The sequence below is a fragment of the Klebsiella sp. SYXHC3 genome, from assembly GCF_057196925.1.
On sequence record NZ_JBXUNG010000014.1, the window covers coordinates 50654 to 76219 of the forward strand.

A 25566-nucleotide genomic window follows, 5' to 3' on the forward strand; every position below is an offset into this window, starting at 1 on the left:
GGCGGTGCCAATGGACGTTTCTTACCTGCTCGACAGCCTTAATGACAAACAGCGTGAAGCCGTAGCGGCCTCGCGCACCAATATGCTGGTTCTGGCAGGGGCGGGCAGTGGTAAGACGCGCGTACTGGTGCACCGTATCGCCTGGCTGCTGAGCGTGGAGAACTGCTCGCCGTATTCCATTATGGCGGTGACCTTTACCAACAAAGCGGCGGCGGAGATGCGCCACCGTATCGGCCAACTGATGGGCACCACCCAGGGCGGTATGTGGGTCGGCACCTTCCACGGCCTGGCCCATCGCCTGCTACGTGCCCATCATCTGGATGCCAACCTGCCGCAGGATTTCCAAATCCTCGATAGCGAAGACCAGCTACGCCTGCTGAAGCGCCTGATTAAGGCGATGAACCTGGATGAGAAGCAATGGCCGCCGCGTCAGGCGATGTGGTACATCAACAGCCAAAAAGATGAAGGGCTGCGCCCGCACCATATTCAGAGCTACGGCAACCCGGTCGAACAAACCTGGCAGAAGGTGTATCAGGCCTATCAGGAAGCCTGCGATCGCGCCGGGCTGGTGGACTTCGCCGAGCTGCTGCTGCGCGCGCACGAACTGTGGCTGAACAAACCACACATCCTGCAGCACTACCGCGAGCGCTTCACCAATATTCTCGTCGACGAATTCCAGGATACCAACAACATTCAATATGCCTGGATCCGCCTGCTGGCGGGCGATACCGGCAAAGTGATGATTGTCGGCGATGATGACCAGTCGATTTACGGCTGGCGCGGCGCGCAGGTTGAAAACATTCAGCGCTTCCTGAATGACTTCCCGGGGGCGGAAACTATTCGTCTGGAGCAGAACTATCGTTCGACCAGCAATATTCTCAGCGCCGCCAACGCCCTGATTGAAAACAACAACGGGCGGTTGGGCAAAAAACTGTGGACCGACGGCGCCGACGGCGAACCCATTTCGCTGTACTGCGCCTTCAACGATCTTGATGAAGCGCGTTTCGTGGTTAACCGAATTAAAACCTGGCAGGAGAACGGCGGAGCGCTGGAGCAGTGCGCCATTCTCTATCGTAGCAACGCCCAGTCGCGCGTGCTGGAAGAGGCGCTGCTACAGGCCAGCATGCCGTACCGTATCTACGGCGGCATGCGCTTCTTCGAACGTCAGGAAATCAAAGATGCGCTCTCTTATCTGCGTCTGATTGCCAACCGCAACGATGACGCGGCGTTTGAGCGCGTGGTCAATACGCCTACCCGCGGCATCGGCGATCGTACCCTGGATGTGGTGCGCCAGACCTCGCGCGATCGTCAGCTGACGCTGTGGCAGGCCTGCCGCGAGCTGCTCAAAGAGAAAGTGCTGGCAGGCCGCGCGGCCAGCGCTCTGCAGCGCTTTATGGAGCTTATCGACGCGCTGGCGCAGGAAACTGCCGATATGCCGCTGCATGTCCAGACTGACCGGGTCATTAAAGATTCCGGCCTGCGTATGATGTACGAGCAGGAAAAAGGCGAGAAGGGCCAGACCCGTATCGAAAACTTAGAGGAACTGGTGACGGCGACGCGCCAGTTCAGCTACAACGAAGAAGATGAAGATCTGATGCCGCTACAGGCGTTCCTCTCCCACGCCGCGCTGGAAGCCGGCGAAGGGCAGGCGGATACCTGGCAGGATGCGGTACAGCTGATGACTCTGCACTCGGCAAAAGGGCTGGAGTTCCCGCAGGTGTTTATCGTCGGCGTTGAAGAGGGGATGTTCCCGAGCCAGATGGCGCTTGATGAGGGCGGTCGTCTGGAGGAAGAGCGTCGTCTGGCCTACGTCGGCGTGACGCGCGCGATGCAGAAACTGACGCTGACCTACGCCGAAACCCGTCGTTTATACGGCAAAGAGGTTTACCATCGCCCATCGCGCTTTATCGGCGAGCTGCCGGAAGAGTGCGTGGAAGAGGTGCGGTTACGGGCGACGGTGAGCCGCCCGGTTAACCATCAGCGCCTCGGTACCCCGGTGGCGGAGAACGATACCGGCTATAAACTGGGTCAGCGGGTCCGGCATCCGAAGTTCGGCGAAGGTACCATCGTAAACCTTGAGGGCAGCGGTGAACATAGCCGGCTGCAGGTGGCATTCCAGGGGCAGGGAATTAAATGGCTGGTTGCCGCCTATGCCCGGCTGGAAACGGTGTAACTTTAAGAAAAATATAATTTTTTTGTAATAATCTGCTAGCCTTATATGCTAAAGGGCAGGATTTGCTCTTTAGCGTTCCCTTGCGTGTTGACGCCGTTTTGGCGCTGGCGTAACATGCGCGCACGATTACGCTAAGAGGACATTCGCCTTGGACACACCCAGTAGATGCTGGCTCAACTTCCTGTCATTCAGGAACAACTCCTAAGGCTATCCCCTTATGCCGATAGCCTTAGCGGTTGTCGGCGACTCGTCCTATCCCCGTCGCTCTGAGTCAGGCTTAATGGTCTGAAACCCAAATAGTTTCTGTGTGCCCATCGAACTGTCCGATAAATTTTTTGTATTGGGAGTCCCGGTCATGCTGAGCGCATTTCAACTGGAAAATAATCGTTTAACGCGCCTTGAGGCCGATGAGATCAAGCATCTCGCCAGCTCGGTGTGGGTCGATCTGGTCGAGCCAGACGATGACGAACGTAGCCGTGTGCAAACGGAGTTAGGCCAGAACCTGGCGACGCGCCCGGAACTGGAAGACATCGAAGCGTCAGCGCGTTTCTTTGAAGACGAAGATGGTTTACACATCCACTCCTTTTTCTTTTTCGAAGATGCCGACGATCACGCCGGTAACTCAACCGTGGCGTTTACCATCCGCGAAGGCCGCCTGTTTACATTGCGCGAGCGTGAACTACCCGCTTTTCGCCTGTACCGCATGCGCGTGCGTAACCAGACGCTGGTCGACGGCAACGCCTATGAGCTGCTGTTAGATCTGTTCGAGACCAAAATCGAACAGCTGGCGGATGAGATAGAAAACATCTACAGCGACCTGGAAAAGCTGAGCCGCGTGATTATGGAAGGCCACCAGGGCGACGAGTACGACGAAGCGCTGTCGACGCTGGCGGAACTGGAAGATATCGGCTGGAAGGTTCGCCTCTGTCTGATGGATACCCAGCGCGCGCTAAACTTCCTCGTGCGCAAGGCGCGCCTGCCGGCAGGCCAGCTGGAACAGGCGCGAGAGATCCTGCGAGATATCGAATCCCTGCTGCCGCACAACGAATCGCTGTTCCAGAAGGTGAACTTCCTGATGCAGGCGGCGATGGGCTTTATCAACATCGAGCAGAACCGCATTATCAAGATCTTCTCGGTGGTTTCGGTTGTGTTCCTGCCGCCGACGCTGGTGGCGTCCAGTTATGGGATGAACTTTGAGTTTATGCCGGAACTACACTGGAGCTTTGGTTATCCGGGAGCCATCGTGTTTATGATGTTGGCCGGCCTGGCGCCGTATCTCTACTTCAAGCGTAAAAACTGGCTGTAGTTGTTGTGCCGGATGCGCTTCGCTTATCCGGGCCTACGTGTTGTGCTTTTGTAGGCCGGATAAGGCGTAGCCGACATCGGGTAATATCCTATCCCCGGCGCCCCCGTCTTTGCGTATATACCGCATCCATCACGAATATCGCCAGCGCCACCCAGATAAAGGCGAAGGTTACCATCTTATCCGTGCCCGGCACTTCACCGTAGAACGTTACCGCCAGCAGGAACATCAGCGTCGGGCCAATGTACTGGAAAAAGCCCAACGTCGACAAGCGCAGGCGGGTTGCCGCACCGGTAAAGCACAGCAGGGGGATGGTAGTTACCACGCCCGCGGCCATCAGCAGTAAATTGAGCGACCAGGGGTTGTCTCCCATATGGCTGGTTGGGCTATCGGTGATGCCGAAAAGCCAGATCGCCGCCACTGGCAGCAGCCATAGCGTTTCCACCAACATGCCGGTCTGCGCATCGACGGCGATTTTCTTACGTACCAGTCCGTAGAAGGCAAAGCTGAAGGCTAGCCCCAGACCGATGATCGGCAGCGAACCGAAGGTCCATAGTTGCACCAGCACGCCACAGGCAGCCAGCACAACCGCCAGCCACTGCATGCGGCGGAAGCGCTCGCCGAGGAAAATCATCCCGAGCACGATATTAACCAGCGGGTTAATAAAGTAGCCGAGGCTAGCTTCCAGCATATGGTGGTTATTGACCGCCCAGATAAAGAGCAGCCAGTTGCCGCCGACCAGCACTGCAGAGAGCGCGAGCAGGAAGATCTTGCGCGGGGTTTTTAGCAGTTTTTTTACCTGCGGCCACTGGCGGCTGACGCTGATGAGCGCCACCATGAAAAAGAAAGACCAGATCACGCGATGCGTCAGGATTTCATCGGCGGGAACGTAGTAAATAAGTTTGAAGTACGCCGGCGCGATACCCCAGATAAAATAGGCGGCCAGCGCCAGCATAACGCCCAGCCGCGTTTGTTTTGCGTCCATTGGTAGAATCCATTGCCAAAGAGAGTGATGTTACTCGATCTGCGGCAATCAACCCACCATATAGGTGGCCGTGGCGCTGGCGATATAAACCTGCTCTTCGTTATGCAGCTCGACGCGAGCCACGGCGACTTTGTTTCCGGCACGCAGCAGGCTGCTGGTCGCGGTGAAGCGTTCGCCGCGGCCAGGGCGTAAATAATCGACGCGCAAATCGATAGTTCCCATCCGCGAGAGGCGTTGGCGCAGCTCTTCTTCGTTGATGGTGTCATGGCGAGTCAGGGTGCTGCCGACGCAGACCAACCCCGCGGCGACATCCAGCGCAGACGCAATAACGCCGCCGTGCAGAATACTCTGCGCCCAGTTGCCAACCATCATCGGCTGATTATTAAAGCTGAGCTGGGCAAACTCCTTTTCATACCGTTCCAGTTCCAGCCCAAGGGCACGGTTAAAAGGCATGTGATAAACAAAAATCTCTCCCACCAGCTTTAGCGCGGCGGCGGCGGTCAGTTCAGACATAGCAGGGGTCCATTCGTTAATGAAATGTTGATTTTATGCTTCAAAAATATTGATTTCCACTTTCGGAGGCGATAACGCAGCGGGAGGTAGATAAATAGGTAGAATGGCAGCAGGACAAAACATTAATAAGAACCATTCTTCAGGAGAACAGTAATGCGTATCTCTTTAGCCTGGCTGCTGGCGCTTAGCGCGTTACCAGCAGGCGTTCTGGCGCAGGACGCGCCGATTGAACAAACCGTTCATGACAAACCCGCGGTACGGGGCAGTATTATCGCCAACCTGCTGCAGGATCATGATAATCCGTTCCTGCTTTATCCTTATGAGAGCAACTATCTGCTCTATACATGGACCAGCGATCTCAATAAAGAGGCAATTCGTAGTTACGACTGGGCCGATGACGCGCGTAAGGATGAGGTGAAGTTCCAGCTCAGCCTGGCGTTCCCGTTATGGCGCGGTATTCTCGGCGATAATTCGCTGCTTGGCGCCTCCTATAAGCAAAAATCCTGGTGGCAGCTCTCTAACAGTAAAGGCTCGGCGCCGTTTCGCGAAACCAACTACGAGCCTCAGCTCTTCCTTGGCTTCGCGACGGATTATGAGTTTGCCGGCTGGACCTTGCGCGATATCGAAGTCGGCTATAACCACGACTCTAACGGCCGTTCCGATCCAACGTCACGTAGCTGGAACCGCCTGTATACTCGCCTGATGGCGCAAAACGGTAACTGGCTGGTTGAAGTGAAGCCGTGGTATGTGGTCGGCAGTACCGATGATAACCCCGATATCACCAAATACATGGGTTACTACCGCCTGAAGATTGGCTACCAGCTGGGGGAGGCTATTTTTAGCGCTCAGGGGCAATATAACTGGAATACCGGCTACGGCGGCGCGGAAATCGGGGTCAGTTACCCTATTACCAAGCACGTGCGCGCCTATACTCAGGTGTACAGCGGTTATGGCGAGTCGCTCATCGACTATAACTTCAATCAGACGCGCGTCGGCGTCGGCGTGATGCTCAACGATCTGTTTTAATCGTTGCACTCTGGCTCGCAGGCGCTGAAAATAGCGCCTGTTTTCTTTTCAGGCGAATGGGGTCAACGTGGCACAGGCGGAAGTATTAAATCAGGAATCGCTGGCTAAGCAGGTTTTACAAGAGACCTTCGGCTACCAGCAGTTCCGCCCGGGCCAGGAATCGATCATCGCCACGGCGCTGGAAGGCCGCGATTGCCTTGTAGTGATGCCGACCGGCGGCGGTAAGTCGCTGTGCTACCAGGTACCTGCATTGGTCCTCGGCGGCCTGACGGTTGTCGTGTCGCCGCTGATTTCGCTGATGAAAGACCAGGTCGATCAGCTGCTGGCGAACGGCGTCGCCGCGGCCTGTCTTAATTCAACGCAAAGCCGCGAGCAGCAGCAAGAAGTGATGGCGGGCTGCCGCAGCGGGCAGGTTCGTCTGCTGTATATCGCGCCGGAACGCCTGATGCTGGACAACTTTCTCGAGCATCTGAGCCACTGGAACTTAGCGATGCTGGCGGTAGATGAGGCGCACTGTATCTCGCAGTGGGGCCATGATTTCCGCCCGGAATATGCCGCGTTGGGCCAGCTGCGCCAGCGGATGCCGCATATTCCGTTTATGGCGCTCACCGCCACCGCGGATGACACCACCCGCCGCGATATTGTTCGCCTGCTGGGGCTCAACGATCCGCTGATTCAGGTCAGTAGCTTTGATCGCCCCAATATCCGCTATATGCTGATGGAGAAATTTAAGCCGCTCGATCAGTTGATGCGATACGTCCAGGATCAGCGCGGTAAATCAGGGATTATCTACTGTAACAGCCGTTCTAAAGTTGAAGACACCGCCGCCAGGCTGCAAAGCCGCGGCATCAGCGCGGCGGCCTACCATGCTGGTCTGGAAAATGATATTCGTGCCGACGTGCAGGAGAAATTCCAGCGCGACGATCTGCAGATCGTGGTGGCGACGGTGGCCTTCGGTATGGGCATTAACAAGCCGAACGTCCGTTTTGTGGTGCACTTTGATATCCCGCGCAACATTGAATCCTATTATCAGGAAACCGGCCGCGCCGGGCGTGACGGGCTGCCGGCGGAAGCGATGCTGTTTTACGATCCGGCGGATATGGCGTGGCTGCGCCGCTGCCTGGAGGAGAAGCCCGCCGGGCCGCTGCAGGATATTGAACGTCATAAGCTGAATGCGATGGGCGCCTTTGCCGAAGCGCAGACCTGTCGCCGTCTGGTGCTGCTGAACTATTTTGGCGAAGGGCGTCAGGAGCCGTGCGGCAACTGTGATATCTGTCTTGATCCGCCAAAGCAGTACGATGGCTTAATGGACGCGCGTAAGGCGCTTTCAACTATTTATCGGGTGAATCAGCGCTTCGGGATGGGCTATGTGGTTGAAGTACTCCGCGGCGCCAACAATCAGCGTATCCGCGACCTGAACCACGATAAACTGCCAGTGTACGGTATTGGTCGCGAGCAGAGCCACGAGCATTGGGTGAGCGTGATTCGTCAGTTAATTCACCTCGGACTGGTTACGCAAAATATTGCCCAGCACTCCGCGCTGCAGCTCACCGAGGCCGCGCGTCCGGTACTGCGCGGTGAAGTCCCGCTGCAGCTCGCCGTGCCGCGTATCGTGGCGCTAAAACCGAAAGCGATGCAGAAATCCTTCGGCGGCAATTATGACCGCAAGCTGTTCGCCAAGCTGCGTAAATTACGTAAAGCGATCGCCGACGAGGAGAATATCCCGCCCTATGTCGTCTTTAACGACGCGACGCTTATTGAGATGGCCGAACAGTCGCCGCTCACCGCCGGGGAAATGCTCAGCGTCAACGGCGTAGGGACCCGCAAGCTTGAGCGCTTCGGTAAAGAATTCATGGCGCTGATACGTGCTCATGTCGATGGCGATGATGAGTAGTCAGCCGCGGGAAAAGGTGCCAGAATAGTTTCCTTCTTCACTATTTCCCTGCGAGTTAAACATGTTGATGCTTTTTCTCACCGTGGCGCTGGTGCACATCATTGCGCTAATGAGTCCGGGGCCGGATTTTTTCTTCGTTTCGCAAACCGCGGTGAGCCGCTCGCGCAAAGAGGCGATGATGGGCGTGCTGGGGATCACCGGCGGCGTGATGGTCTGGGCGGGCGTAGCGCTGCTCGGCTTGCACCTGATTATCGAGAAAATGGCCTGGCTGCATACGTTGATTATGGTCGGCGGTGGGCTGTACCTGTGCTGGATGGGCTATCAAATGCTGCGCGGCGCGCTGAAGAAAAACGATGTATCGGCAGCGGAACCGCAGGTTGAGTTGGCGCGTAGCGGACGCAGTTTCCTGAAGGGCCTGCTGACCAATCTCGCCAATCCGAAAGCCATTATCTACTTCGGCTCGGTCTTTTCACTGTTCGTTGGCGATAACATCGGCGCCGGGGCGCGTTGGGGGATTTTCCTGCTGATCGTCCTTGAAACGCTGGCGTGGTTCACCATCGTAGCCAGCCTCTTCGCACTGCCGAAAATGCGCCGCGGCTATCAGCGGATGGCAAAGTGGATAGACGGCATCGCAGGAACCCTGTTTGCCGGTTTCGGCATTCATCTGATCATTTCGCGCTAACTCGTCATGCGATTATCCACCCGGTTTGTTGCCGGGTGGGGCAGACATTAGTGACGAAGGCGCTGTAGTTCATCCCTGGTCAAACCGGTCATTTCCAGGATAGCATCGTCATCCAAGCCGCGATTGAGCATCGCTGCGGCGACCTGTAAAAGGGCCTGTAGTTTTCCTTCTTTAATGCCTTCTTTAATACCTTTCTCTCTGCCTTCTGCGAGCCACGTTTCTGCCAGAGTCATTAGCATTCCTCCATGCTGCGGCACACGCTGTGCCAGCCCATACAATAGCGCCCGAATATCCTGAGCTTCTCCCGCCTGAGCCATATATTTTATCAGCACGGCGATTTGTTGTCCGCTCATCTGCTCCAACATTAAGAGGTGGGTCAACTTGTCAAGCAGCTGTGCCATATCGCGCTGGCGAATATGTTTTTGTACCAGCGTAAGCGCCGCCATACTGCGGTGGCGCATAATTTCGTCATCAGGGATCACCGTAATATCGACCAGCGGAAATGCACCTGAATAGAGCTGATGGGCAAGCATCGAGTCGTCAAAATTATCCAGCCAGTTCAGCGACCAGGGATAGGGGCTGCGACGTCCTTGATAAAAGAGAATGGGAATTACCAGCGGTAACGTTTTATGACCATTCTCCAGATGCCTCTGCATGGCGGCGATGGCGTAGCGCATCAGACGAAACGCCATCAGTTTATCAGGTGAACTCTGGTGTTCTATCAGAACATGGATATACCCCGGGCCGCGGTTTGTCTCCAGCGAATAAAGAATATCGCTGTAGTAGGGCCGCAGGTCATCTTCCAGAAAACTCCCGGATTCCAGGCGCAGCGTATCCAGTTTGCAAACCTGAATTAACGCCGGAGGAAGGTGGATCTCGATAAAATCGCGCGCCGTTTCGACCCGCGACAGAAAGGTCTTAAAGACTGCATCATGAGGGGTTGCCGTTTCCGCCATTTCGTTCATCCGTGAATAAACCCAATGGCGGCATTCTGGCACTGAAAAGGCGGGGCCGACAGCGCGCGGATAAAGTCTCTTTCATCTTTGCGCGCCAGCACGCGTGATAATACGACTCCGGCCGCAAGTGGCCTCGCGCTGTGCGAGCGTCATTCCAGTTTCAGGCGTGACGGGCGGAAGCGAGCAGCGCCCCCACCAGCATAAACAGCGAGCCAAACACTTTATTCAGCGCCTTCATTTGCTTCGGACCTTTAATCCAGGCCGCAATGCGCTGCGCCAGCGTCGCGTAACCGATCATCACAATGATATCGACCACAATGGTGGTGACGCCGAGTACCAGGTACTGCATCACCTGTGGCTGATGCGGGACGATGAACTGGGGAAACAGCGCAGCGAGGAAGACGATACTTTTTGGGTTGGTCAGATTGACGAACACCGCGCGTTGATAGAGCTTACCGCGGCTTTGAGTTCGCGCCAGCGTATTCAGGTCAATTGAACCCGCCGCCCGCCACTGCTGGATCCCCAGCCAGATAAGATAGGCCGCGCCCGCCCATTTCAACACTTCGAATGCCAGTACCGAGCGGGAGAAGAGCGTGCCCAGACCGACGCCGACCAGCACGATATGAATGGCCAATCCGGTTTGCAGGCCGGCAATAGAGGCCGCCGCGCCGCGATAGCCGTGGTTGATGGATGTGGTCATGGTATTGATCGCGCCGGAACCCGGCGACAGGCTGAGAATGATTGATGTCAGCAGATAAGCGAACCACCACTCGAAGGTCATGAGAATCTCCCTGATTGTCTATTTTTATGCCACAATACGCTATTGCATCAGCATTGTGTGATGTGCGACAAAAAAACGATTTTCAGCGGTTAACAGGGGTGTAAACCCGATGTTTGGGCAGCAAAAGGACTGGGACACACGAGAAAACGCGTTTGCGGCCTTTACCATGGGGCCGCTGACGGATTTCTGGCATCAGCGGGAAGAAGCTGAATTTACGGGCGTCGATAAGGTTCCGGTACGCTTTGTGCGCTTTTGTGCCGCAAATAACGACCGGCTGGTGGTCATTTGCCCCGGCCGCATCGAAAGCTACGTGAAGTATGCCGAACTAGCCTACGATCTCTTCCACAGCGGCTTTGACGTGATGATTATCGATCATCGCGGCCAGGGGCGCTCCGGTAGGTTACTGTCTGATACCCACCGCGGTCATGTTGTGCGCTTTAGCGATTATGTTGACGATCTGGCTGCGCTCTGGCAGCAGGAAGTGGTTCCCGGCCACTGGCGTAAACGTTTTATTCTCGCCCACTCGATGGGCGGCGCCATTGCCACGCTGTTCTTGCAGCGTCACCGGCAGCATTGCGACGCCATTGCCTTATGCGCGCCAATGTTTGGCATCATCATGCGCCTGCCGGACTGGATGGTGCGCCATATTCTCGACTGGGCTGAGGGCCATCAGCGTATTCGTGAAGAGTATGCCATCGGTACGGGCCGCTGGCGGGCGCTGCCGTTTTCGCTCAATGTGTTGACTCACAGTCGCCAACGCTATCGTCGCAACCTGCGTTTTTATGCCGACGATCCGCGGTTGCGCGTCGGCGGGCCGACCTATCACTGGGTGCGCGAAGGTATTCTGGCCGGCGAAGAGATATTGTCTGGCGTCGAGAAAGATACGACTCCGACGTTATTGATTCAGGCCGAGGATGAAAAGGTGGTCGATAACCTGATGCACGACCGCTATTGTGAACTCCGTTCCGCTGCCGGGCACCCTTGTGAAGGCGATAAGCCGCTCGTTATTGAAGGGGCATATCACGAGATCCTTTTTGAAAAGGACGCTATGCGCTCAGTCGCGCTAAATGCCATCGTCGATTTTTTCAATCGACATACTTAATCCGACGATAGATCTCGTCGCCCTGCTTAGAGGTTAAATTTTTTATGTACCAGGTTGTTGCGTCTGATTTAGATGGCACGCTGCTTTCCCCCGACCATTTCCTCACCCCCTATGCCAAAGAGACGCTGAAGCTACTCACCGCGCGCGGGATAAATTTCGTTTTCGCCACTGGCCGCCACTACATCGATGTGGGGCAGATCCGCGATAATCTCGGCATTAAGTCGTACATGATCACCTCTAACGGCGCGCGGGTACACGATAGCGAAGGTAAACAAATCTTCGCTCATAACCTCGACCGCGATATCGCCAGCGATCTGTTTGAGATGGTGCGTAACGATGTGAAGATTGTGACCAACGTCTATCGTGAAGATGAATGGTTTATGAATCGCCATCGCCCGGAAGAGATGCGCTTCTTCAAAGAGGCGGTGTTCAACTACAAGCTTTATGAACCGGGCGAGCTGGATGCGGATGGCATCAGCAAAGTTTTCTTCACTTGTGAAGATCATGAACATCTGCTGCCGCTTGAGCAGGCTATCAACGCGCGCTGGGGCGACCGCGTGAATGTGAGTTTCTCCACACTAACTTGTCTTGAAGTGATGGCTGGCGGTGTTTCGAAGGGGCATGCGCTGGAGGCCGTCGCGAAAATGCTCGGCTACAGCCTCAAAGAGTGTATCGCCTTTGGCGACGGCATGAACGATGCCGAGATGCTGTCGATGGCCGGTAAAGGCTGCATCATGGCGAACGCCCATCAGCGGTTGAAGGATTTGCATCCTGAGCTGGAAGTGATCGGCAGCAACGCCGATGATGCCGTACCGCATTACCTACGCAAGCTGTACCTCGATTGATAAAGATTGACGACTGGCTAATAACTGGTCAGTCGTCAACCTCTCTCTCCGCTACAATGCCTGTTCTTTATTCAATGAGACGACCATTGTGGCGCTATTAATTATCACCACTATCCTGTGGGCCTTTTCTTTTAGCCTGATTGGCGAATACCTTGCCGGTAGCGTCGATAGCTATTTTTCCGTGCTGATGCGCGTGGGGCTGGCAGCGCTGGTGTTTTTGCCTTTCCTGCGTACGCGCGGCCAGTCTCCGCGCACCATCGTACTCTATATGCTAGTGGGGGCGATGCAGCTTGGCATCATGTATTTGCTGGCTTTCCGCGCCTATCTTTATCTGACGGTCTCGGAATTTCTGTTGTTTACGGTCTTTACCCCGCTGTATATCACCCTGATTTACGATCTGCTCAGCGGTCGTAAGCTGCGCTGGGGCTATCTGCTTAGCGCGGCGCTGGCGGTGTTAGGGGCGGCGATCATCCGCTATGACAAAGTCAGCGATCATTTCTGGACCGGGCTATTGCTGGTGCAGTTGTCGAATATCTGCTTCGCCATCGGCATGGTGGGCTACAAGCGTTTGATGGAAGTCCGCCCGATGCCGCAACACAATGCTTTTGCCTGGTTCTATGCCGGCGCCTTTATTGTGGCGGTAGCGGCGTGGTTTATGCTGGGCAATCCGCAGAGGCTACCGACTACCGGCCTGCAGTGGGGAATCCTGGTCTGGCTTGGCGTGGTCGCATCCGGATTGGGTTATTTCATGTGGAACTACGGCGCGACGCAGGTGGATGCCGGTACGTTGGGGATCATGAATAACGTTCACGTCCCCGCCGGGCTGTTGGTTAATCTCGCTATCTGGCAGGAGCAGCCTCACTGGCCAAGCTTTATCATTGGCGCGCTGGTAATCCTGGCTTCGCTATGGGTCCATCGCCGCTGGGTCGCTCCGCACTCCGTACAAACGGCAGATGATCGCAAGCGTGGTTCCGCGCTGAGCGAATAAACGCTTCTGTTACCGGCTGGCGTTGCTCGCCATCGCGCACTGCAGCATACAGCCGGCTCCACAGTCCTTCTCCCAGGGTTTTGGTGACAATCAAACCCTGGCGTTCAAAACTTTCCACCACCCAGTGCGGCAGGGCGGCAATACCCATTCGTGCGGCAACCATCTGAATCAACAGCAGCGTGTTATCGACACTTTTCAACTGTGGGCTGATCCCCGCCGGTTGCAGGAAGTGGCGCCAGATATCCAGTCGCCCGCGCTGTACCGGGTAAATCAGTAACATTTCCGCAGCCAGATCCTCCGGGGAGATGCGCGTTTTCGCCGCCAGCGGATGTTCCGGAGCTAACACCAGACGAACTTCATAATCAAACATCGGTGAATAGTGCAGGCCGCTACGCGGCAAAATATCTGAGGTCATCACCAGATCGAGTTCACCCTGCTGCAGGGCTGGCTGCGGGTCAAAAGTGACGCCGGACTGAAAATCAACTTCCACCAGCGGCCAGCGGGCGCGGAAGCTTTCCAGCGCCGGGGTGAGCCATTGAATACAGCTATGGCACTCAATCGCCAGCCGCAGACGGGTTTGCTGTGGTTCATTGCAATCCTGTAGCGCGCGAGCGATCTGCGGCAGTACCTGATTGGCCAACTGCAGCAGAATTTCTCCTTGCGGCGTGAAGCGTAGCGGCTGGCTTTTACGCACAAACAAACGGAAACCAAGGCGCTGTTCCAGATCGCTAAACTGGTGGGACAGGGCCGACTGGGTTTGGTGCAGGGCTGCCGCCGCGCCCGCCAGCGAACCGCTGTTCCGCAACGCCTGTAGCGTTTTCAGGTGCTTAATCTCGATCATGAATGTCCTTCACTTCGGCATGAATAATTTGCGCTTGAGGAATATACAGTACCTTTACATTATGGATGTGTAAACATCTGGATGGCTAAATGCAAAAAATTCCATAAGGGGCATAACATGACAATCCTCAATCACACCCTCGGTTTTCCTCGCGTTGGCCTTCGCCGCGAGCTGAAAAAAGCGCAAGAGAGCTACTGGGCGGGCAAGGCCACGCGTGAAGATCTGCTGGCGGTAGGTCGCGAACTGCGCGCTCGTCACTGGGAGCAGCAGAAACAGGCGGGCATTGATCTGTTGCCGGTGGGCGATTTTGCCTGGTACGACCATGTTCTGACCACCAGCCTGCTGTTGGGCAACGTGCCGGCTCGTCATCAGAACAAAGACGGCACCGTCGATATCGATACTCTGTTCCGTATTGGTCGCGGTCGCGCGCCGACCGGCGAACCCGCTGCCGCCGCGGAAATGACCAAGTGGTTCAATACCAACTATCACTACATGGTGCCGGAATTTGTCCAGGGCCAGCAGTTCAAGCTGAGCTGGACCCAACTGCTGGATGAAGTGGACGAAGCGCTGGCGCTGGGCCACAAGATTAAGCCTGTACTGCTGGGGCCGGTAACGTATCTGTGGCTGGGCAAAGTAAAAGGCGAACAGTTTGACCGTTTAAGCCTGCTGAACGATATCCTTCCGGTTTACCAGCAGGTACTGGGCGAGCTGGCGAAACGCGGCATTGAGTGGGTGCAGATTGATGAACCGGCGCTGGTACTGGAGCTGCCGCAAGCATGGTTGGATGCCTTTAAACCGGCTTATGAGGCCCTGCAGGGGCAGGTAAAACTACTGCTGACTACCTATTTTGAAGGGATCGCCGACAACCTTGATATTATCACCGCGCTGCCGGTACAGGGGCTTCACGTCGATCTGGTGCATGGCAAAGATGATGTTGCTGAACTACATAAACGCCTGCCGGCCGACTGGCTGTTATCCGCCGGGCTGATCAACGGTCGTAACGTCTGGCGCGCCGATCTCACGGAAAAATATGCGCAAATTAAGGCGATTGTCGGTCAACGCGAATTATGGGTCGCCTCTTCCTGCTCCTTACTGCATAGCCCGATCGATCTGAGCGTAGAGACCCGTCTTGATGCCGAAGTAAAAAGTTGGTTTGCTTTCGCCCTGCAGAAGTGCGGCGAACTGGCGCTGCTGCGCGATGCGCTGAACAGCGCTGATACGACGGCGATCGAGGCGTGGAGCGCGCCAATCCAGGCTCGTCGCCATTCGACTCGCGTACACAACGCGGCAGTGGAAAAACGGCTGGCGGCAATCACCGCCCAGGACAGCCAGCGCGCCAGCCCTTATGCCGAGCGCGCACAGGCGCAGCGCAGGCGCTTTAACCTGCCAGCATGGCCGACGACGACGATCGGTTCATTCCCGCAGACAACCGAAATTCGTACCCTACGTCTGGACTTCAAAAAGGGCAATCTTGATGCCAGTCATTATCGGACGGGTATTGCCGAACATATTAAGCAGGCGATCGTCGAACAAGAACGTCTGGGTTTAGACGTGCTGGTGCACGGAGAAGCCGAGCGTAATGACATGGTGGAGTATTTCGGCGAACATCTGGACGGTTTCATCTTTACGCAAAACGGTTGGGTGCAAAGCTATGGCTCTCGCTGCGTGAAGCCGCCGGTGGTTATCGGCGACGTCAGCCGTCCGCAGGCGATCACCGTTGAATGGGCGAAGTACGCGCAGTCTCTTACCGACAAGCCGGTCAAAGGCATGTTGACCGGTCCGGTGACCATTCTGTGCTGGTCCTTCCCGCGCGAAGATGTCAGCCGTGAAACCATCGCGAAGCAGATTGCGCTGGCGCTGCGCGATGAAGTGGCGGATCTGGAGGCGGCCGGTATCGGTATTATCCAGATTGATGAACCGGCACTGCGCGAAGGTCTGCCGCTGAAGCGCAGCGACTGGAATGCTTATCTACAGTGGGGCGTCGAAGCTTTCCGCATCAATGCCGCGGTTGCTAAGGATGACACCCAGATTCATACCCACATGTGTTATTGCGAGTTCAATGACATCATGGATTCTATCGCCGCGCTGGATGCCGACGTCATCACCATTGAAACTTCGCGTTCTGACATGGAACTGCTGGAGTCGTTTGAAGAGTTCGAATATCCGAACGAAATCGGCCCGGGCGTTTATGATATTCACTCGCCAAACGTACCGAGCGTGGAGTGGATTGAAGGGTTGCTGGAGAAGGCCGCGCAGCGTATTCCGGCGGAGCGCTTGTGGGTTAACCCGGACTGCGGCCTGAAAACCCGTGGTTGGCCGGAAACCCGCGCCGCGCTGGCTAACATGGTGCAAGCGGCGCAGAATCTGCGCGAATCAGCCTGATAGATACGTGGAAAACAACAGAGGAGGCCACGGCCTCCTCATTTCATGTATCAGGCGAGTTACCCTTTTTTACCGCCATATTGAGCAAACCAGTCCAGCATCCGCTGCCAGCCGTCTTTGGCTGACTCTTCGTGATAGCTGGCGCGATAGTCGGCGTTAAAGGCGTGATCGGCCTCGGGATAGACCACGATCTCGGCGTTCGCATTTGCCGCCCGCAGCGCCTGGCGCATGGTCTCGACGGTATCCTGCGGAATGCTGGCGTCTTTAGCGCCGTACAGGCCAAGTACCGGCGCGTTGAGATCGACAGCGATATCCACCGGGTGTTTTGGCGAATTCAGCGATTTTTCTCCCACCAGTTTGCCATACCAGGCGACGCCTGCCTTCAACTGCGGGTTATGCGCGGCATACAGCCAGGTGATGCGACCGCCCCAGCAGAAACCGGTGATCAGCAGACGATGGGCATCGCCGCCGTGGCGTGCCGCCCAACTGGCGACGTGGTCGAGATCCGCCAGCACCTGTGCGTCAGGCACCTTAGTGACCAGTTCTTTGAACAGGGTAGGGATATCGTTGTACTCATTCGGATCGCCCTGGCGGAAGTAGAGTTCTGGCGCAATCGCCAGATAGCCTTCCTGCGCCAGGCGGCGGCACAGATCGCGAATATGCTCATGTACGCCGAAAATTTCCTGCACCACGATAACGATCGGCAGTGGGCCGTCGGCGTTTTTCGGGCGGGCGTGATAGGCCGGCATATTCTCGCCCTGCGATGGGATCGAGGTTTCTCCGGCGGTAATGTGCTCATCCGACGTATGGACGGCGGTAGAGGCGTGCGGCGAGGCTGCAGGTGCGAATCCGGGTTGCTTGGTGGTGGTCATGGTATTCTCCGTACCCTTATTTATTAGCGCATCGATAAATATAGACTCTTAGACTGAACGTTAATAAAGCACAGTGCCTGAAAGCGGCTATCTTTTGTTCTGTGACCGCGAATATAACTTGTTAATGTGATGTAAATCACTATTTGTTGAAAAACAAATGCAATCATTATTATGCATGGTGACTATCATCACAAAAATAAGCGAGTGGCTTCTGTAAAGTACCCTTTTGCTTCTGCTGATACTTCGACCCACAGAGGAGTTTTTTATGTCCAAGTCTGATGTTTTTCATCTCGGCCTCACTAAGAACGATTTACAAGGGGCTACGCTGGCTATCGTCCCTGGCGATCCGGAGCGTGTGGAAAAGATCGCCGCGCTGATGGATAAGCCGGTTAAGCTGGCATCACATCGTGAATTTACCTCCTGGCGCGCTGAGCTGGACGGCAAACCGGTGATTGTTTGCTCTACCGGTATCGGCGGCCCGTCGACCTCTATCGCCGTGGAAGAGCTGGCGCAGCTGGGGGTTCGTACCTTCCTGCGTATCGGTACCACCGGCGCGATTCAGCCACATATCAATGTTGGCGATGTACTGGTGACGACCGGTTCTGTCCGTCTGGACGGCGCCAGCCTGCACTTCGCGCCGATGGAGTTCCCGGCCGTTGCTGACTTCGCCTGTACCACCGCGCTGGTGGAAGCGGCGAAATCAATCGGCGCGACCACGCATATCGGCGTGACTGCCTCCTCTGATACCTTCTATCCAGGCCAGGAGCGTTACGACACCTTCTCCGGCCGCGTCGTGAGCCGTTTCAAAGGCTCGATGGAAGAGTGGCAGGCAATGGGCGTCATGAACTATGAAATGGAATCCGCTACGCTGCTGACCATGTGCGCCAGCCAGGGCCTGCGCGCCGGGATGGTGGCAGGGGTTATCGTCAACCGTACCCAGCAAGAGATCCCTAACGCCGAAACCATGAAGCAAACCGAAAGCCACGCGGTGAAAATCGTTGTGGAAGCGGCGCGCCGTCTGCTGTAGTTCTTCTCTCTTTCTCACAGGGCCGGATCTTCCGGCCTTTTTTTTGCGTAGCGCCTCGCAGGAAAATCCTTTTCAACTGGACGTTTGTACAGCACAATTCTATTTTTGTGCCGTAAGTGGTTGCCGGGGAGGCGTTGTGGATATCTCTATTGTGATAAGCGCCGTGGTGGCGCTGGCGGCAGGGTTAATCGTTGGCTGGCTGGCGACAAAAGCCCGCGCCGATCAAATCCGTGCCGATCTCATTGAAGAGCGCCGCGAGCTGGATATTGAACTTAGCGCCGCACGTCAGCAGCTGGTGCAGGAATCGCACTGGCGCGATGAGTGCGAACTTCTCAACAACGAGCTGCGCAGCCTGCGTGATATCAACACCTCGCTGGAGGCCGACCTGCGTGAAGTGACCACCCGTCTGGAATCCACGCAGTTGCACGCCGAAGATAAAATTCGCCAGATGGTCAACAGCGAGCAGCGCCTGAGCGAGCAGTTTGAAAACCTGGCGAACCGCATATTTGAGCACAGCAACCGCCGGGTTGATGAACAAAATCGCCAGAGCCTGCATGGCCTGCTGACGCCGCTGCGCGAACAGCTCGACGGCTTCCGTCGCCAGGTGCAGGACAGCTTCGGCCAGGAGGCGCGTGAGCGCCACACGCTGGCGCACGAAATCCGCAATTTGCAACAGCTGAACGCACAGATGGCGCAAGAGGCGCTGAACCTGACGAAAGCGCTGAAGGGCGATAACAAAACTCAGGGTAACTGGGGAGAAGTGGTGCTTACCCGCGTGCTGGAGGCCTCCGGCCTGCGCGAAGGCTATGAGTATCAAACTCAGGTGAGCATCGAAACCGATAACCGCTCGCGGATGCAGCCGGATGTTATCGTGCGTCTGCCGCAGGGCAAAGATGTGGTTATCGACGCCAAAATGACCCTCGTCGCCTATGAGCGCTACTTCAACGCTGACGACGACTACACCCGCGAAGCGGCGCTACAGGAGCATATTGCCTCGGTGCGTAACCACATTCGCCTGCTGGGGCGTAAAGATTACCAACAACTGCCGGGACTTCGTTCGCTCGATTATGTGCTGATGTTCATCCCCGTTGAGCCGGCGTTCCTGCTGGCTATCGACCGCCAACCTGAGCTTATCAGCGAGGCGCTGAAGAACAATATTATGCTGGTTAGCCCGACAACCTTGCTGGTGGCGTTGCGCACCATCGCCAACTTGTGGCGCTATGAGCATCAAAGCCGTAACGCGCAAAAAATCGCCGAGCGCGCCGGGCGCCTGTATGACAAGATGCGGCTGTTTGTCGACGATATGTCGGCTATCGGTCAAAGCCTTGATAAAGCCCAGGATAACTATCGCCAGGCGATGAAAAAGCTCGCCTCCGGGCGCGGCAACCTGCTGGTGCAGGCCGAGTCATTCCGTGGCCTGGGGGTCGAGGTTAAGCGCGGGATTAATCCTGATTTAGTCGAGCAGGCCACGGCGCAGGATGACGAATATCGCCTTGAGGAAGATGAAAATTCACCGCGGGAAGATGTGTTTAGCGCCGATTCCGAGCCTGCAGCGAGCGCAAACGAGCACGTCAGGCCAAGCTGAAACGTATGGGAAATGGCCTGAATCTGTTACACTCGCTGAACATTTTCTTGATAAGTAAGCGGGCATAGAGATGGTTGAGGATTCACAAGAAACAACGCATTTTGGCTTTCAGACGGTAGCCAAAGAGCAGAAGGCGGACATGGTGGCGCATGTATTCCATTCTGTCGCTGCAAAATATGATGTGATGAACGACTTAATGTCGTTCGGGATTCATCGCTTGTGGAAGCGCTTCACCATCGACTGCAGCGGCGTGCGTCGCGGGCAAACCGTGCTGGACTTAGCGGGCGGCACCGGCGACCTGACGGCGAAGTTTTCCCGTCTGGTGGGCGAAACCGGCCGCGTAATGCTCGCCGATATCAATGACTCGATGCTCAAAATGGGCCGCGAAAAACTGCGCAACATCGGTATTGTCGGTAACGTTGAGTACGTTCAGGCCAACGCCGAAGCGCTGCCGTTTGCGGATAACACCTTTGACTGCATCACCATCTCCTTTGGCCTGCGTAACGTTACCGATAAAGACAAAGCGCTGCGTTCAATGTACCGCGTGCTGAAACCGGGCGGACGTTTGCTGGTTCTGGAGTTTTCTAAACCGATTCTCGAACCACTGAGCAAAGCCTACGACGCTTATTCCTTCCACGTGCTGCCGAAAGTCGGCGAGCTGGTGGCAAACGATGCGGAAAGCTATCGCTATCTGGCGGAATCCATCCGCATGCATCCCGATCAGGATACCCTGAAAGGCATGATGCAGGAGGCGGGTTTTGAAAGCGTCGACTACTACAACCTGACGGCAGGTATTGTCGCGCTACACCGCGGCTATAAGTTCTGACAGGAGGGACGCTATGCCTTTCGCACCACTGGTTACCGCTGGCATCGAAACGGTTCTTAATACTTTTCTCTGGCGCGACCGCGCGCTTAAACCGGCGCGTCAGCGCCTGCTGGGGAAAGTGCTGCGCGTAGAGCTCAAAGAGCTGTCGGCGCCTGTCGTGCTGGCCTTTAGCGAGCAGCAAATCGACGTGCTCGGCGCGTGGGAAGGCGAAGCTGACTGTACCGTGATAACCCGCCTGAGCGTGCTGCCGCAGTTGCGTAACCGCCAACAACTGACCGCGCTGATTCGCAGCGGCGATCTGGAAGTACAGGGCGACCTGCAGGTTGTGCAGAACATGGTCGCACTTTGCGATCTGGCGGAGTTCGACCCGGCAGAGCTATTGGCGCCGTATACCGGCGATATCGTCGCTGAAGGGGTTGGCAAGGTGCTTCGCGGCGGCGCGCGCTTCCTGCTGCAGGGCGCGAAAAGCCAGCAGCGCTACGTCGCTGAAGCGATTACCGAAGAGTGGCGACTGGCGCCGGGGCCGTTGGAAATGGCCTGGTTTGCTGAAGAATCCGCCGCCGTTGAACGCGCGCTGGCCGCACTGGAAAAACGGCTGGAAACGCTGGAGGGCAAATGACGCCAGGAGAATTACGGCGCCTGTATTTTATCATCCGCACCTTTTTGAGTTACGGGCTTGATGAGCTCATTCCCAAAATGCGTATCACGTTGCCGCTGCGCATCTGGCGGCGAATGTTGTTCTGGATGCCGAATCGCCACAAAGATAAACCGCTGGGTCAACGCTTACGCCTGGCGCTGCAGGAGCTGGGCCCGGTGTGGATTAAGTTCGGCCAGATGCTCTCCACCCGCCGCGATCTGTTCCCGCCGCAAATCGCCGATCAACTGGCGCTGCTGCAGGATCGCGTCGCACCTTTCGATGGCAAATTGGCTAAACAACAGATCGAACAAGCGATGGGCGGGCTGCCCATTGAAGCCTGGTTCGATGATTTCGCCATTGAGCCGCTCGCTTCCGCCTCCATCGCCCAGGTCCATACCGCGCGCCTGAAAGACAACGGCAAAGAGGTCGTCATCAAGGTCATCCGCCCGGATATCCTGCCGGTGATCAAAGCGGACATGAAATTAATCTACCGCCTGGCGCGCTGGGTACCTCGTCTGCTGCCGGATGGCCGCCGTCTGCGCCCGCAAGAAGTCGTCCGCGAATATGAAAAAACGCTGATGGACGAGCTGAATCTGTTACGCGAGTCGGCTAACGCTATTCAGCTACGGCGCAATTTCGAAGATAGCCCAATGCTATACGTGCCGGAAGTCTATTCCGATTACTGCAGCGAAGGCATGATGGTGATGGAGCGGATCTACGGTATTCCGGTTTCCGACGTCGCTGCGCTGGAAGCCCAGGGCACCAACATGCAGTTGCTTGCGGAGCGTGGGGTGCAGGTCTTCTTTACCCAGGTGTTTCGCGACAGCTTTTTCCATGCGGATATGCATCCGGGTAATATTTTCGTTAGCTACGATCATCCGCATGACCCGCAATATATCGGTATCGACTGCGGTATCGTCGGCTCGCTGAACAAAGACGATAAGCGTTATCTCGCAGAAAACTTCATTGCTTTCTTCAACCGCGATTACCGTAAGGTTGCCGAGCTGCACGTCGATTCCGGCTGGGTGCCGCCGGATACCAACGTTGAAGAGTTTGAGTTTGCGATTCGCACCGTGTGCGAGCCCATCTTTGAAAAGCCGCTGGCGGAAATCTCCTTCGGCCACGTATTGCTGAATCTGTTTAATACCGCGCGGCGTTTCAATATGGAAGTCCAACCGCAGCTGGTTTTGCTTCAGAAGACATTACTTTACGTAGAAGGGGTAGGTCGTCAGCTCTATCCTCAGTTAGACTTGTGGAAAACGGCGAAGCCTTTTCTCGAGTCGTGGATTAAGGATCAGGTCGGTATTCCCGCGCTGGTGCGTGCGTTTAAAGAAAAAGCGCCGTTCTGGATTGAAAGGATGCCGGAAATTCCTGAGCTGGTGTACCAAAGCCTGCAGCAGAGCAAACAGCTGCAGACCAGCGTCGATACTATCGTGCGCGACTTCCAGGTGCGTCACGTGCGTCAGGGGCAGTCCCGCTATCTGTTTGGTATAGGCGCCGTTTTGCTTTTAAGCGGTACGCTGTTATTTATCCACCGCCCGGAGTGGGGCATGATGCCAGGCTGGCTGATGGCCGGCGGCGTCGTAACCTGGCTTATTGGTTGGCGAAAAACGCGCTGACAGGTTTCGCGTTTATTCTGGCGCATTGATTCTTGCGCGAAGTCATGTGAGCGGTCTGACAAAGAGGCGTCTCACCGGATGACGTGTATAATGCGCTCTCATCATTCATCATCTGTCATAGGGGAACGTGTATGGGTGGTATCAGTATTTGGCAGTTGTTAATTGTTGTCGTCATCGTAGTTCTGCTTTTCGGGACGAAGAAGCTGAGCTCGCTGGGTTCGGATTTAGGCGCATCGATCAAGGGCTTTAAAAAAGCGATGAGCGATGATGAGAAATCTGATAAATCCTCAGCCGATGCAGATTTTGCAGCGAAAACTATCGCTGATAAACAAGATGATGCGAAAAAAGACGAGACAAAACGCCACGACAAAGAGCAGGTGTAATTCGTGTTCGATATCGGTTTTAGTGAACTATTGCTGGTGTTCGTGATTGGCCTCATCGTATTGGGGCCACAGCGACTACCTGTCGCCGTCAAAACGGTGGCCAGCTGGATCCGTACGTTGCGCTCGCTGGCGACCACCGTACAAAATGAGCTTGCCCAGGAGCTAAAACTGCAGGAGTTTCAGGAGAGCCTGAAGAAGGTGGAGAAAGCCAGCCTGGATAATCTGACTCCGGAGCTCAAAGCCTCGATGGACGAGCTGCGTGAAGCAGCTGAATCTATGAAGCGTTCCTATACCGCCCACGATCCTGAAAAGGCCAGCGACGAAGCGAACACCATTCATAATCCGGTCGTCAAAGGTAGCGAAGCGCAGCGTCAGGATGTTACACCGGCAACGGCGGAACATCAGGTCAGCGCCCCGGCACATACCCCGGAGCCCGTTGCCGAGGAGCCATCCGTTTCGCCGGCTGAAGTCCCGGCGGCTAAGGAAAAAGCCGCCGCGGCAGTGCCAGATTCTTCCCCCGCATCGAGTGATAAAGCGTAAAAAATGGGCGTAGACGAGACTCAACCGTTAATTTCACATCTGATTGAGCTGCGTAAGCGTCTGCTCAACAGCATCATTGCCATCCTGGTGATCTTCCTGGCGTTGGTTTACTTCGCCAATGATATCTATCAACTGGTATCCGCTCCGCTTATCAGCAAAATGCCGGTAGGCGCGACGATGATCGCCACCGATGTCGCTTCTCCTTTCTTCACGCCGATCAAACTGACTTTTATGGTCTCGGTGATCCTGTCGGTGCCGGTCATTCTTTATCAGGTATGGGCATTCGTGGCGCCGGCGTTGTATAAGCATGAACGTCGGCTGGTCATGCCGCTGCTGGTTTCCAGTACGTTGCTGTTTTATATCGGTATGGCTTTCGCTTATTTCGTCGTGTTCCCGCTGGCATTCGGCTTCCTGACCCACGCCGCGCCGGAAGGGGTATTAGTTTCGACCGATATCCGTAGCTACCTCGATTTTGTCATGGCGCTGTTTATGGCTTTCGGCGTGTCGTTTGAAGTGCCGGTCGCCATCGTCCTGCTCTGCTGGATGGGCGTCACGACGCCGGAAGATTTACGTAAAAAACGGCCCTACGTGCTGGTGGGCGCCTTCGTGGTCGGTATGTTGCTGACGCCGCCGGATGTGTTCTCGCAAACGCTGTTGGCCATCCCCATGTATTGCCTGTTTGAAGTCGGGGTGTTCTTTGCCCGTTTCTACACCGGTAAACGCCTGACGCGTGACGAAGATGCCGCCGCCGAAGAGGCGGAGAGCAAAGAAGAGTAACAACGCCAACCGCCCGTCAGGGCGGTTGTCATATGGGAGTTATGATGTTTGATATTGGCGTAAATCTGACCAGCTCGCAGTTTTCCCGCGACCACGACGAGGTGGTTGCGCGCGCGCAGGCGGCAGGTGTCCATGGGATGTTGCTGACCGGCACCAATCTGCATGAAAGCCAGCAGGCGCGGCAGATGGCTGGCCGTTACGCCAACTGCTGGTCTACTGCGGGTGTACATCCGCACGATAGCAGCACCTGGACTGAGTCGGTGGCCGAAGAAATCCACGCGCTGGCCCGCCAGCCGCAGGTGGCGGCGATTGGCGAATGCGGTCTTGATTTCAACCGTAATTTCTCAACGCCGCAGGAACAAGAGAAGGCATTCAGCGCCCAGCTGGCGCTGGCGGCCGAGCTCTCAATGCCGGTATTTTTACACTGCCGCGACGCCCATCAACGGTTCCTTGAGCTGCTGGAGCCGTGGCTCAATAAACTGCCCGGCGCCGTGTTGCACTGCTTTACCGGTAGCCGCGAGGAAGTGATTCAGTGTCTTGATAGAGGTTTATTTATCGGTATCACCGGTTGGGTGTGCGATGAGCGGCGGGGACTGGAGCTTCGTGAACTGTTGCCGGCGATCCCGGCGGAACGTCTGCTGCTGGAGACCGATGCGCCATATCTATTACCGAGGGATATGAAGCCGAAGCCCTCCTCGCGGCGCAACGAGCCCGCTCATCTGCCGCATATTCTGGCAAGCGTAGCGGGCTGGCGAGGCGAGGAAACGCAATGGCTGGAGGAGGTTACGGATGCGAACGTCAGGAAGCTGTTTGGCGTGCGCTTTTAACC

General features: G+C 56.0%; 25 protein-coding genes. 19 read left to right on the forward strand and 6 right to left on the reverse strand.

The window, feature by feature from the left end; all coding sequences use genetic code 11:
- Positions 1-10: 10 nt before the first annotated feature.
- The 3 genes from uvrD (at position 11) to corA (ending at position 3479) form a co-directional block, all read left to right on the forward strand.
- A complete protein-coding gene (uvrD, locus tag AC2CGP_RS22810) occupies positions 11-2173 on the forward strand; it encodes a DNA helicase II (protein WP_032709535.1) in 2163 nt (720 codons plus the stop codon).
- Positions 2174-2321: 148 nt separating this feature from the next.
- A complete protein-coding gene (ysgD, locus tag AC2CGP_RS22815) occupies positions 2322-2378 on the forward strand; it encodes a YsgD/CorL family protein (RefSeq protein ID WP_349815745.1) in 57 nt (18 codons plus the stop codon).
- A 150-nt stretch (positions 2379-2528) separates the two neighbouring features.
- Positions 2529-3479 carry a magnesium/cobalt transporter CorA gene (corA, locus tag AC2CGP_RS22820; RefSeq protein WP_002883400.1) on the forward strand — a complete coding sequence of 317 codons (951 nt, stop codon included), beginning with the start codon at positions 2529-2531 and terminating at the stop codon, positions 3477-3479.
- Between the two features lie 88 nt (positions 3480-3567).
- Here the strand turns inward: corA and rarD are convergent, their stop codons facing one another.
- Together rarD and yigI are read right to left on the reverse strand one after the other, a co-directional pair.
- Positions 3568-4461, reverse strand: a complete 894-nt coding sequence (gene rarD / locus AC2CGP_RS22825) for an EamA family transporter RarD (RefSeq protein WP_047036941.1) — start codon at positions 4459-4461, stop codon at positions 3568-3570.
- Positions 4462-4509: 48 nt separating this feature from the next.
- Positions 4510-4974 (reverse strand): acyl-CoA thioesterase YigI, encoded by a 465-nt coding sequence (gene yigI, locus AC2CGP_RS22830; RefSeq protein WP_004097567.1) that lies wholly within the window; start codon positions 4972-4974, stop codon positions 4510-4512.
- Between the two features lie 153 nt (positions 4975-5127).
- On the opposite strand from yigI, the gene pldA reads away from it, so the two are divergent.
- From pldA to rhtC, 3 genes are all read left to right on the forward strand, one after another.
- Positions 5128-6000 carry a phospholipase A gene (gene pldA, locus AC2CGP_RS22835; RefSeq protein ID WP_213760034.1) on the forward strand — a complete coding sequence of 291 codons (873 nt, stop codon included), beginning with the start codon at positions 5128-5130 and terminating at the stop codon, positions 5998-6000.
- Between the two features lie 67 nt (positions 6001-6067).
- Positions 6068-7894: an ATP-dependent DNA helicase RecQ gene (recQ, locus tag AC2CGP_RS22840; protein ID WP_213760033.1), complete on the forward strand. Its 1827-nt coding sequence runs from the start codon at positions 6068-6070 to the stop codon at positions 7892-7894.
- Between the two features lie 61 nt (positions 7895-7955).
- Positions 7956-8576 carry a threonine export protein RhtC gene (gene rhtC, locus AC2CGP_RS22845; RefSeq protein ID WP_213760032.1) on the forward strand — a complete coding sequence of 207 codons (621 nt, stop codon included), beginning with the start codon at positions 7956-7958 and terminating at the stop codon, positions 8574-8576.
- A gap of 47 nt (positions 8577-8623) precedes the next feature.
- On the opposite strand, the gene AC2CGP_RS22850 is transcribed toward rhtC, so the two are convergent.
- Positions 8624-9532, reverse strand: a complete 909-nt coding sequence (locus AC2CGP_RS22850) for an Rpn family recombination-promoting nuclease/putative transposase (protein ID WP_048230032.1) — start codon at positions 9530-9532, stop codon at positions 8624-8626.
- A gap of 160 nt (positions 9533-9692) precedes the next feature.
- On the reverse strand, positions 9693-10313 hold the full coding sequence (gene rhtB, locus AC2CGP_RS22855) for a homoserine/homoserine lactone efflux protein (RefSeq protein ID WP_032713807.1): 621 nt from the start codon (positions 10311-10313) through the stop codon (positions 9693-9695).
- 109 nt (positions 10314-10422) lie between these two features.
- Here rhtB and pldB point away from each other — a divergent pair, with 109 nt between their 5' ends.
- From pldB to AC2CGP_RS22870, 3 genes are all read left to right on the forward strand, one after another.
- The gene (pldB, locus tag AC2CGP_RS22860; protein WP_015703989.1) at positions 10423-11415 is read left to right on the forward strand and encodes a lysophospholipase L2; all 993 of its coding nucleotides are present in this window, start codon (positions 10423-10425) and stop codon (positions 11413-11415) included.
- Between the two features lie 44 nt (positions 11416-11459).
- On the forward strand, positions 11460-12260 hold the full coding sequence (gene yigL / locus AC2CGP_RS22865) for a sugar/pyridoxal phosphate phosphatase YigL (protein WP_015368853.1): 801 nt from the start codon (positions 11460-11462) through the stop codon (positions 12258-12260).
- A gap of 88 nt (positions 12261-12348) precedes the next feature.
- Positions 12349-13248, forward strand: coding sequence for a carboxylate/amino acid/amine transporter (locus tag AC2CGP_RS22870; RefSeq protein ID WP_015368852.1), 900 nt, complete (start codon positions 12349-12351; stop codon positions 13246-13248).
- On the opposite strand, the gene metR is transcribed toward AC2CGP_RS22870, so the two are convergent.
- Positions 13136-14089: an HTH-type transcriptional regulator MetR gene (gene metR, locus AC2CGP_RS22875; RefSeq protein WP_126027876.1), complete on the reverse strand. Its 954-nt coding sequence runs from the start codon at positions 14087-14089 to the stop codon at positions 13136-13138. The two genes, AC2CGP_RS22870 and metR, sit on opposite strands and share 113 nt — an antisense overlap.
- A 117-nt stretch (positions 14090-14206) precedes the next feature.
- Here metR and metE point away from each other — a divergent pair, with 117 nt between their 5' ends.
- Positions 14207-16471 carry a 5-methyltetrahydropteroyltriglutamate--homocysteine S-methyltransferase gene (metE, locus tag AC2CGP_RS22880; protein WP_126027875.1) on the forward strand — a complete coding sequence of 755 codons (2265 nt, stop codon included), beginning with the start codon at positions 14207-14209 and terminating at the stop codon, positions 16469-16471.
- 59 nt (positions 16472-16530) lie between these two features.
- Here metE and AC2CGP_RS22885 read toward each other — a convergent pair whose 3' ends face one another.
- Entirely contained in the window at positions 16531-17343 is an 813-nt protein-coding gene (locus tag AC2CGP_RS22885) for a dienelactone hydrolase family protein (protein ID WP_015368850.1), read from the reverse strand.
- A 265-nt stretch (positions 17344-17608) separates the two neighbouring features.
- Between AC2CGP_RS22885 and udp the strand changes: the two genes are divergently transcribed.
- From udp to tatD, 9 genes are all read left to right on the forward strand, one after another.
- Complete coding sequence (gene udp, locus AC2CGP_RS22890; protein WP_004181652.1) at positions 17609-18370, forward strand: uridine phosphorylase; 762 nt, start codon at positions 17609-17611, stop codon at positions 18368-18370.
- A 136-nt stretch (positions 18371-18506) separates the two neighbouring features.
- On the forward strand, positions 18507-19955 hold the full coding sequence (rmuC, locus tag AC2CGP_RS22895; RefSeq protein WP_411303371.1) for a DNA recombination protein RmuC: 1449 nt from the start codon (positions 18507-18509) through the stop codon (positions 19953-19955).
- A gap of 70 nt (positions 19956-20025) precedes the next feature.
- On the forward strand, positions 20026-20781 hold the full coding sequence (gene ubiE / locus AC2CGP_RS22900; RefSeq protein ID WP_015368847.1) for a bifunctional demethylmenaquinone methyltransferase/2-methoxy-6-polyprenyl-1,4-benzoquinol methylase UbiE: 756 nt from the start codon (positions 20026-20028) through the stop codon (positions 20779-20781).
- Positions 20782-20794: 13 nt separating this feature from the next.
- Positions 20795-21400, forward strand: a complete 606-nt coding sequence (gene ubiJ / locus AC2CGP_RS22905) for a ubiquinone biosynthesis protein UbiJ (protein WP_032713803.1) — start codon at positions 20795-20797, stop codon at positions 21398-21400.
- Positions 21397-23037 carry a ubiquinone biosynthesis regulatory protein kinase UbiB gene (gene ubiB / locus AC2CGP_RS22910; RefSeq protein WP_015368845.1) on the forward strand — a complete coding sequence of 547 codons (1641 nt, stop codon included), beginning with the start codon at positions 21397-21399 and terminating at the stop codon, positions 23035-23037. Before ubiJ ends, ubiB begins: the two co-directional genes overlap by 4 nt.
- 131 nt (positions 23038-23168) lie before the next feature.
- Positions 23169-23420 (forward strand): Sec-independent protein translocase subunit TatA, encoded by a 252-nt coding sequence (gene tatA, locus AC2CGP_RS22915; protein WP_015368844.1) that lies wholly within the window; start codon positions 23169-23171, stop codon positions 23418-23420.
- 3 nt (positions 23421-23423) lie between these two features.
- A complete protein-coding gene (gene tatB / locus AC2CGP_RS22920) occupies positions 23424-23960 on the forward strand; it encodes a Sec-independent protein translocase protein TatB (protein WP_015703995.1) in 537 nt (178 codons plus the stop codon).
- A 3-nt stretch (positions 23961-23963) separates the two neighbouring features.
- Positions 23964-24737, forward strand: a complete 774-nt coding sequence (tatC, locus tag AC2CGP_RS22925) for a Sec-independent protein translocase subunit TatC (RefSeq protein ID WP_015368842.1) — start codon at positions 23964-23966, stop codon at positions 24735-24737.
- A gap of 32 nt (positions 24738-24769) precedes the next feature.
- A complete protein-coding gene (gene tatD, locus AC2CGP_RS22930; protein WP_162872048.1) occupies positions 24770-25564 on the forward strand; it encodes a 3'-5' ssDNA/RNA exonuclease TatD in 795 nt (264 codons plus the stop codon).
- The last annotated feature ends 2 nt before the right edge of the window (positions 25565-25566 follow it).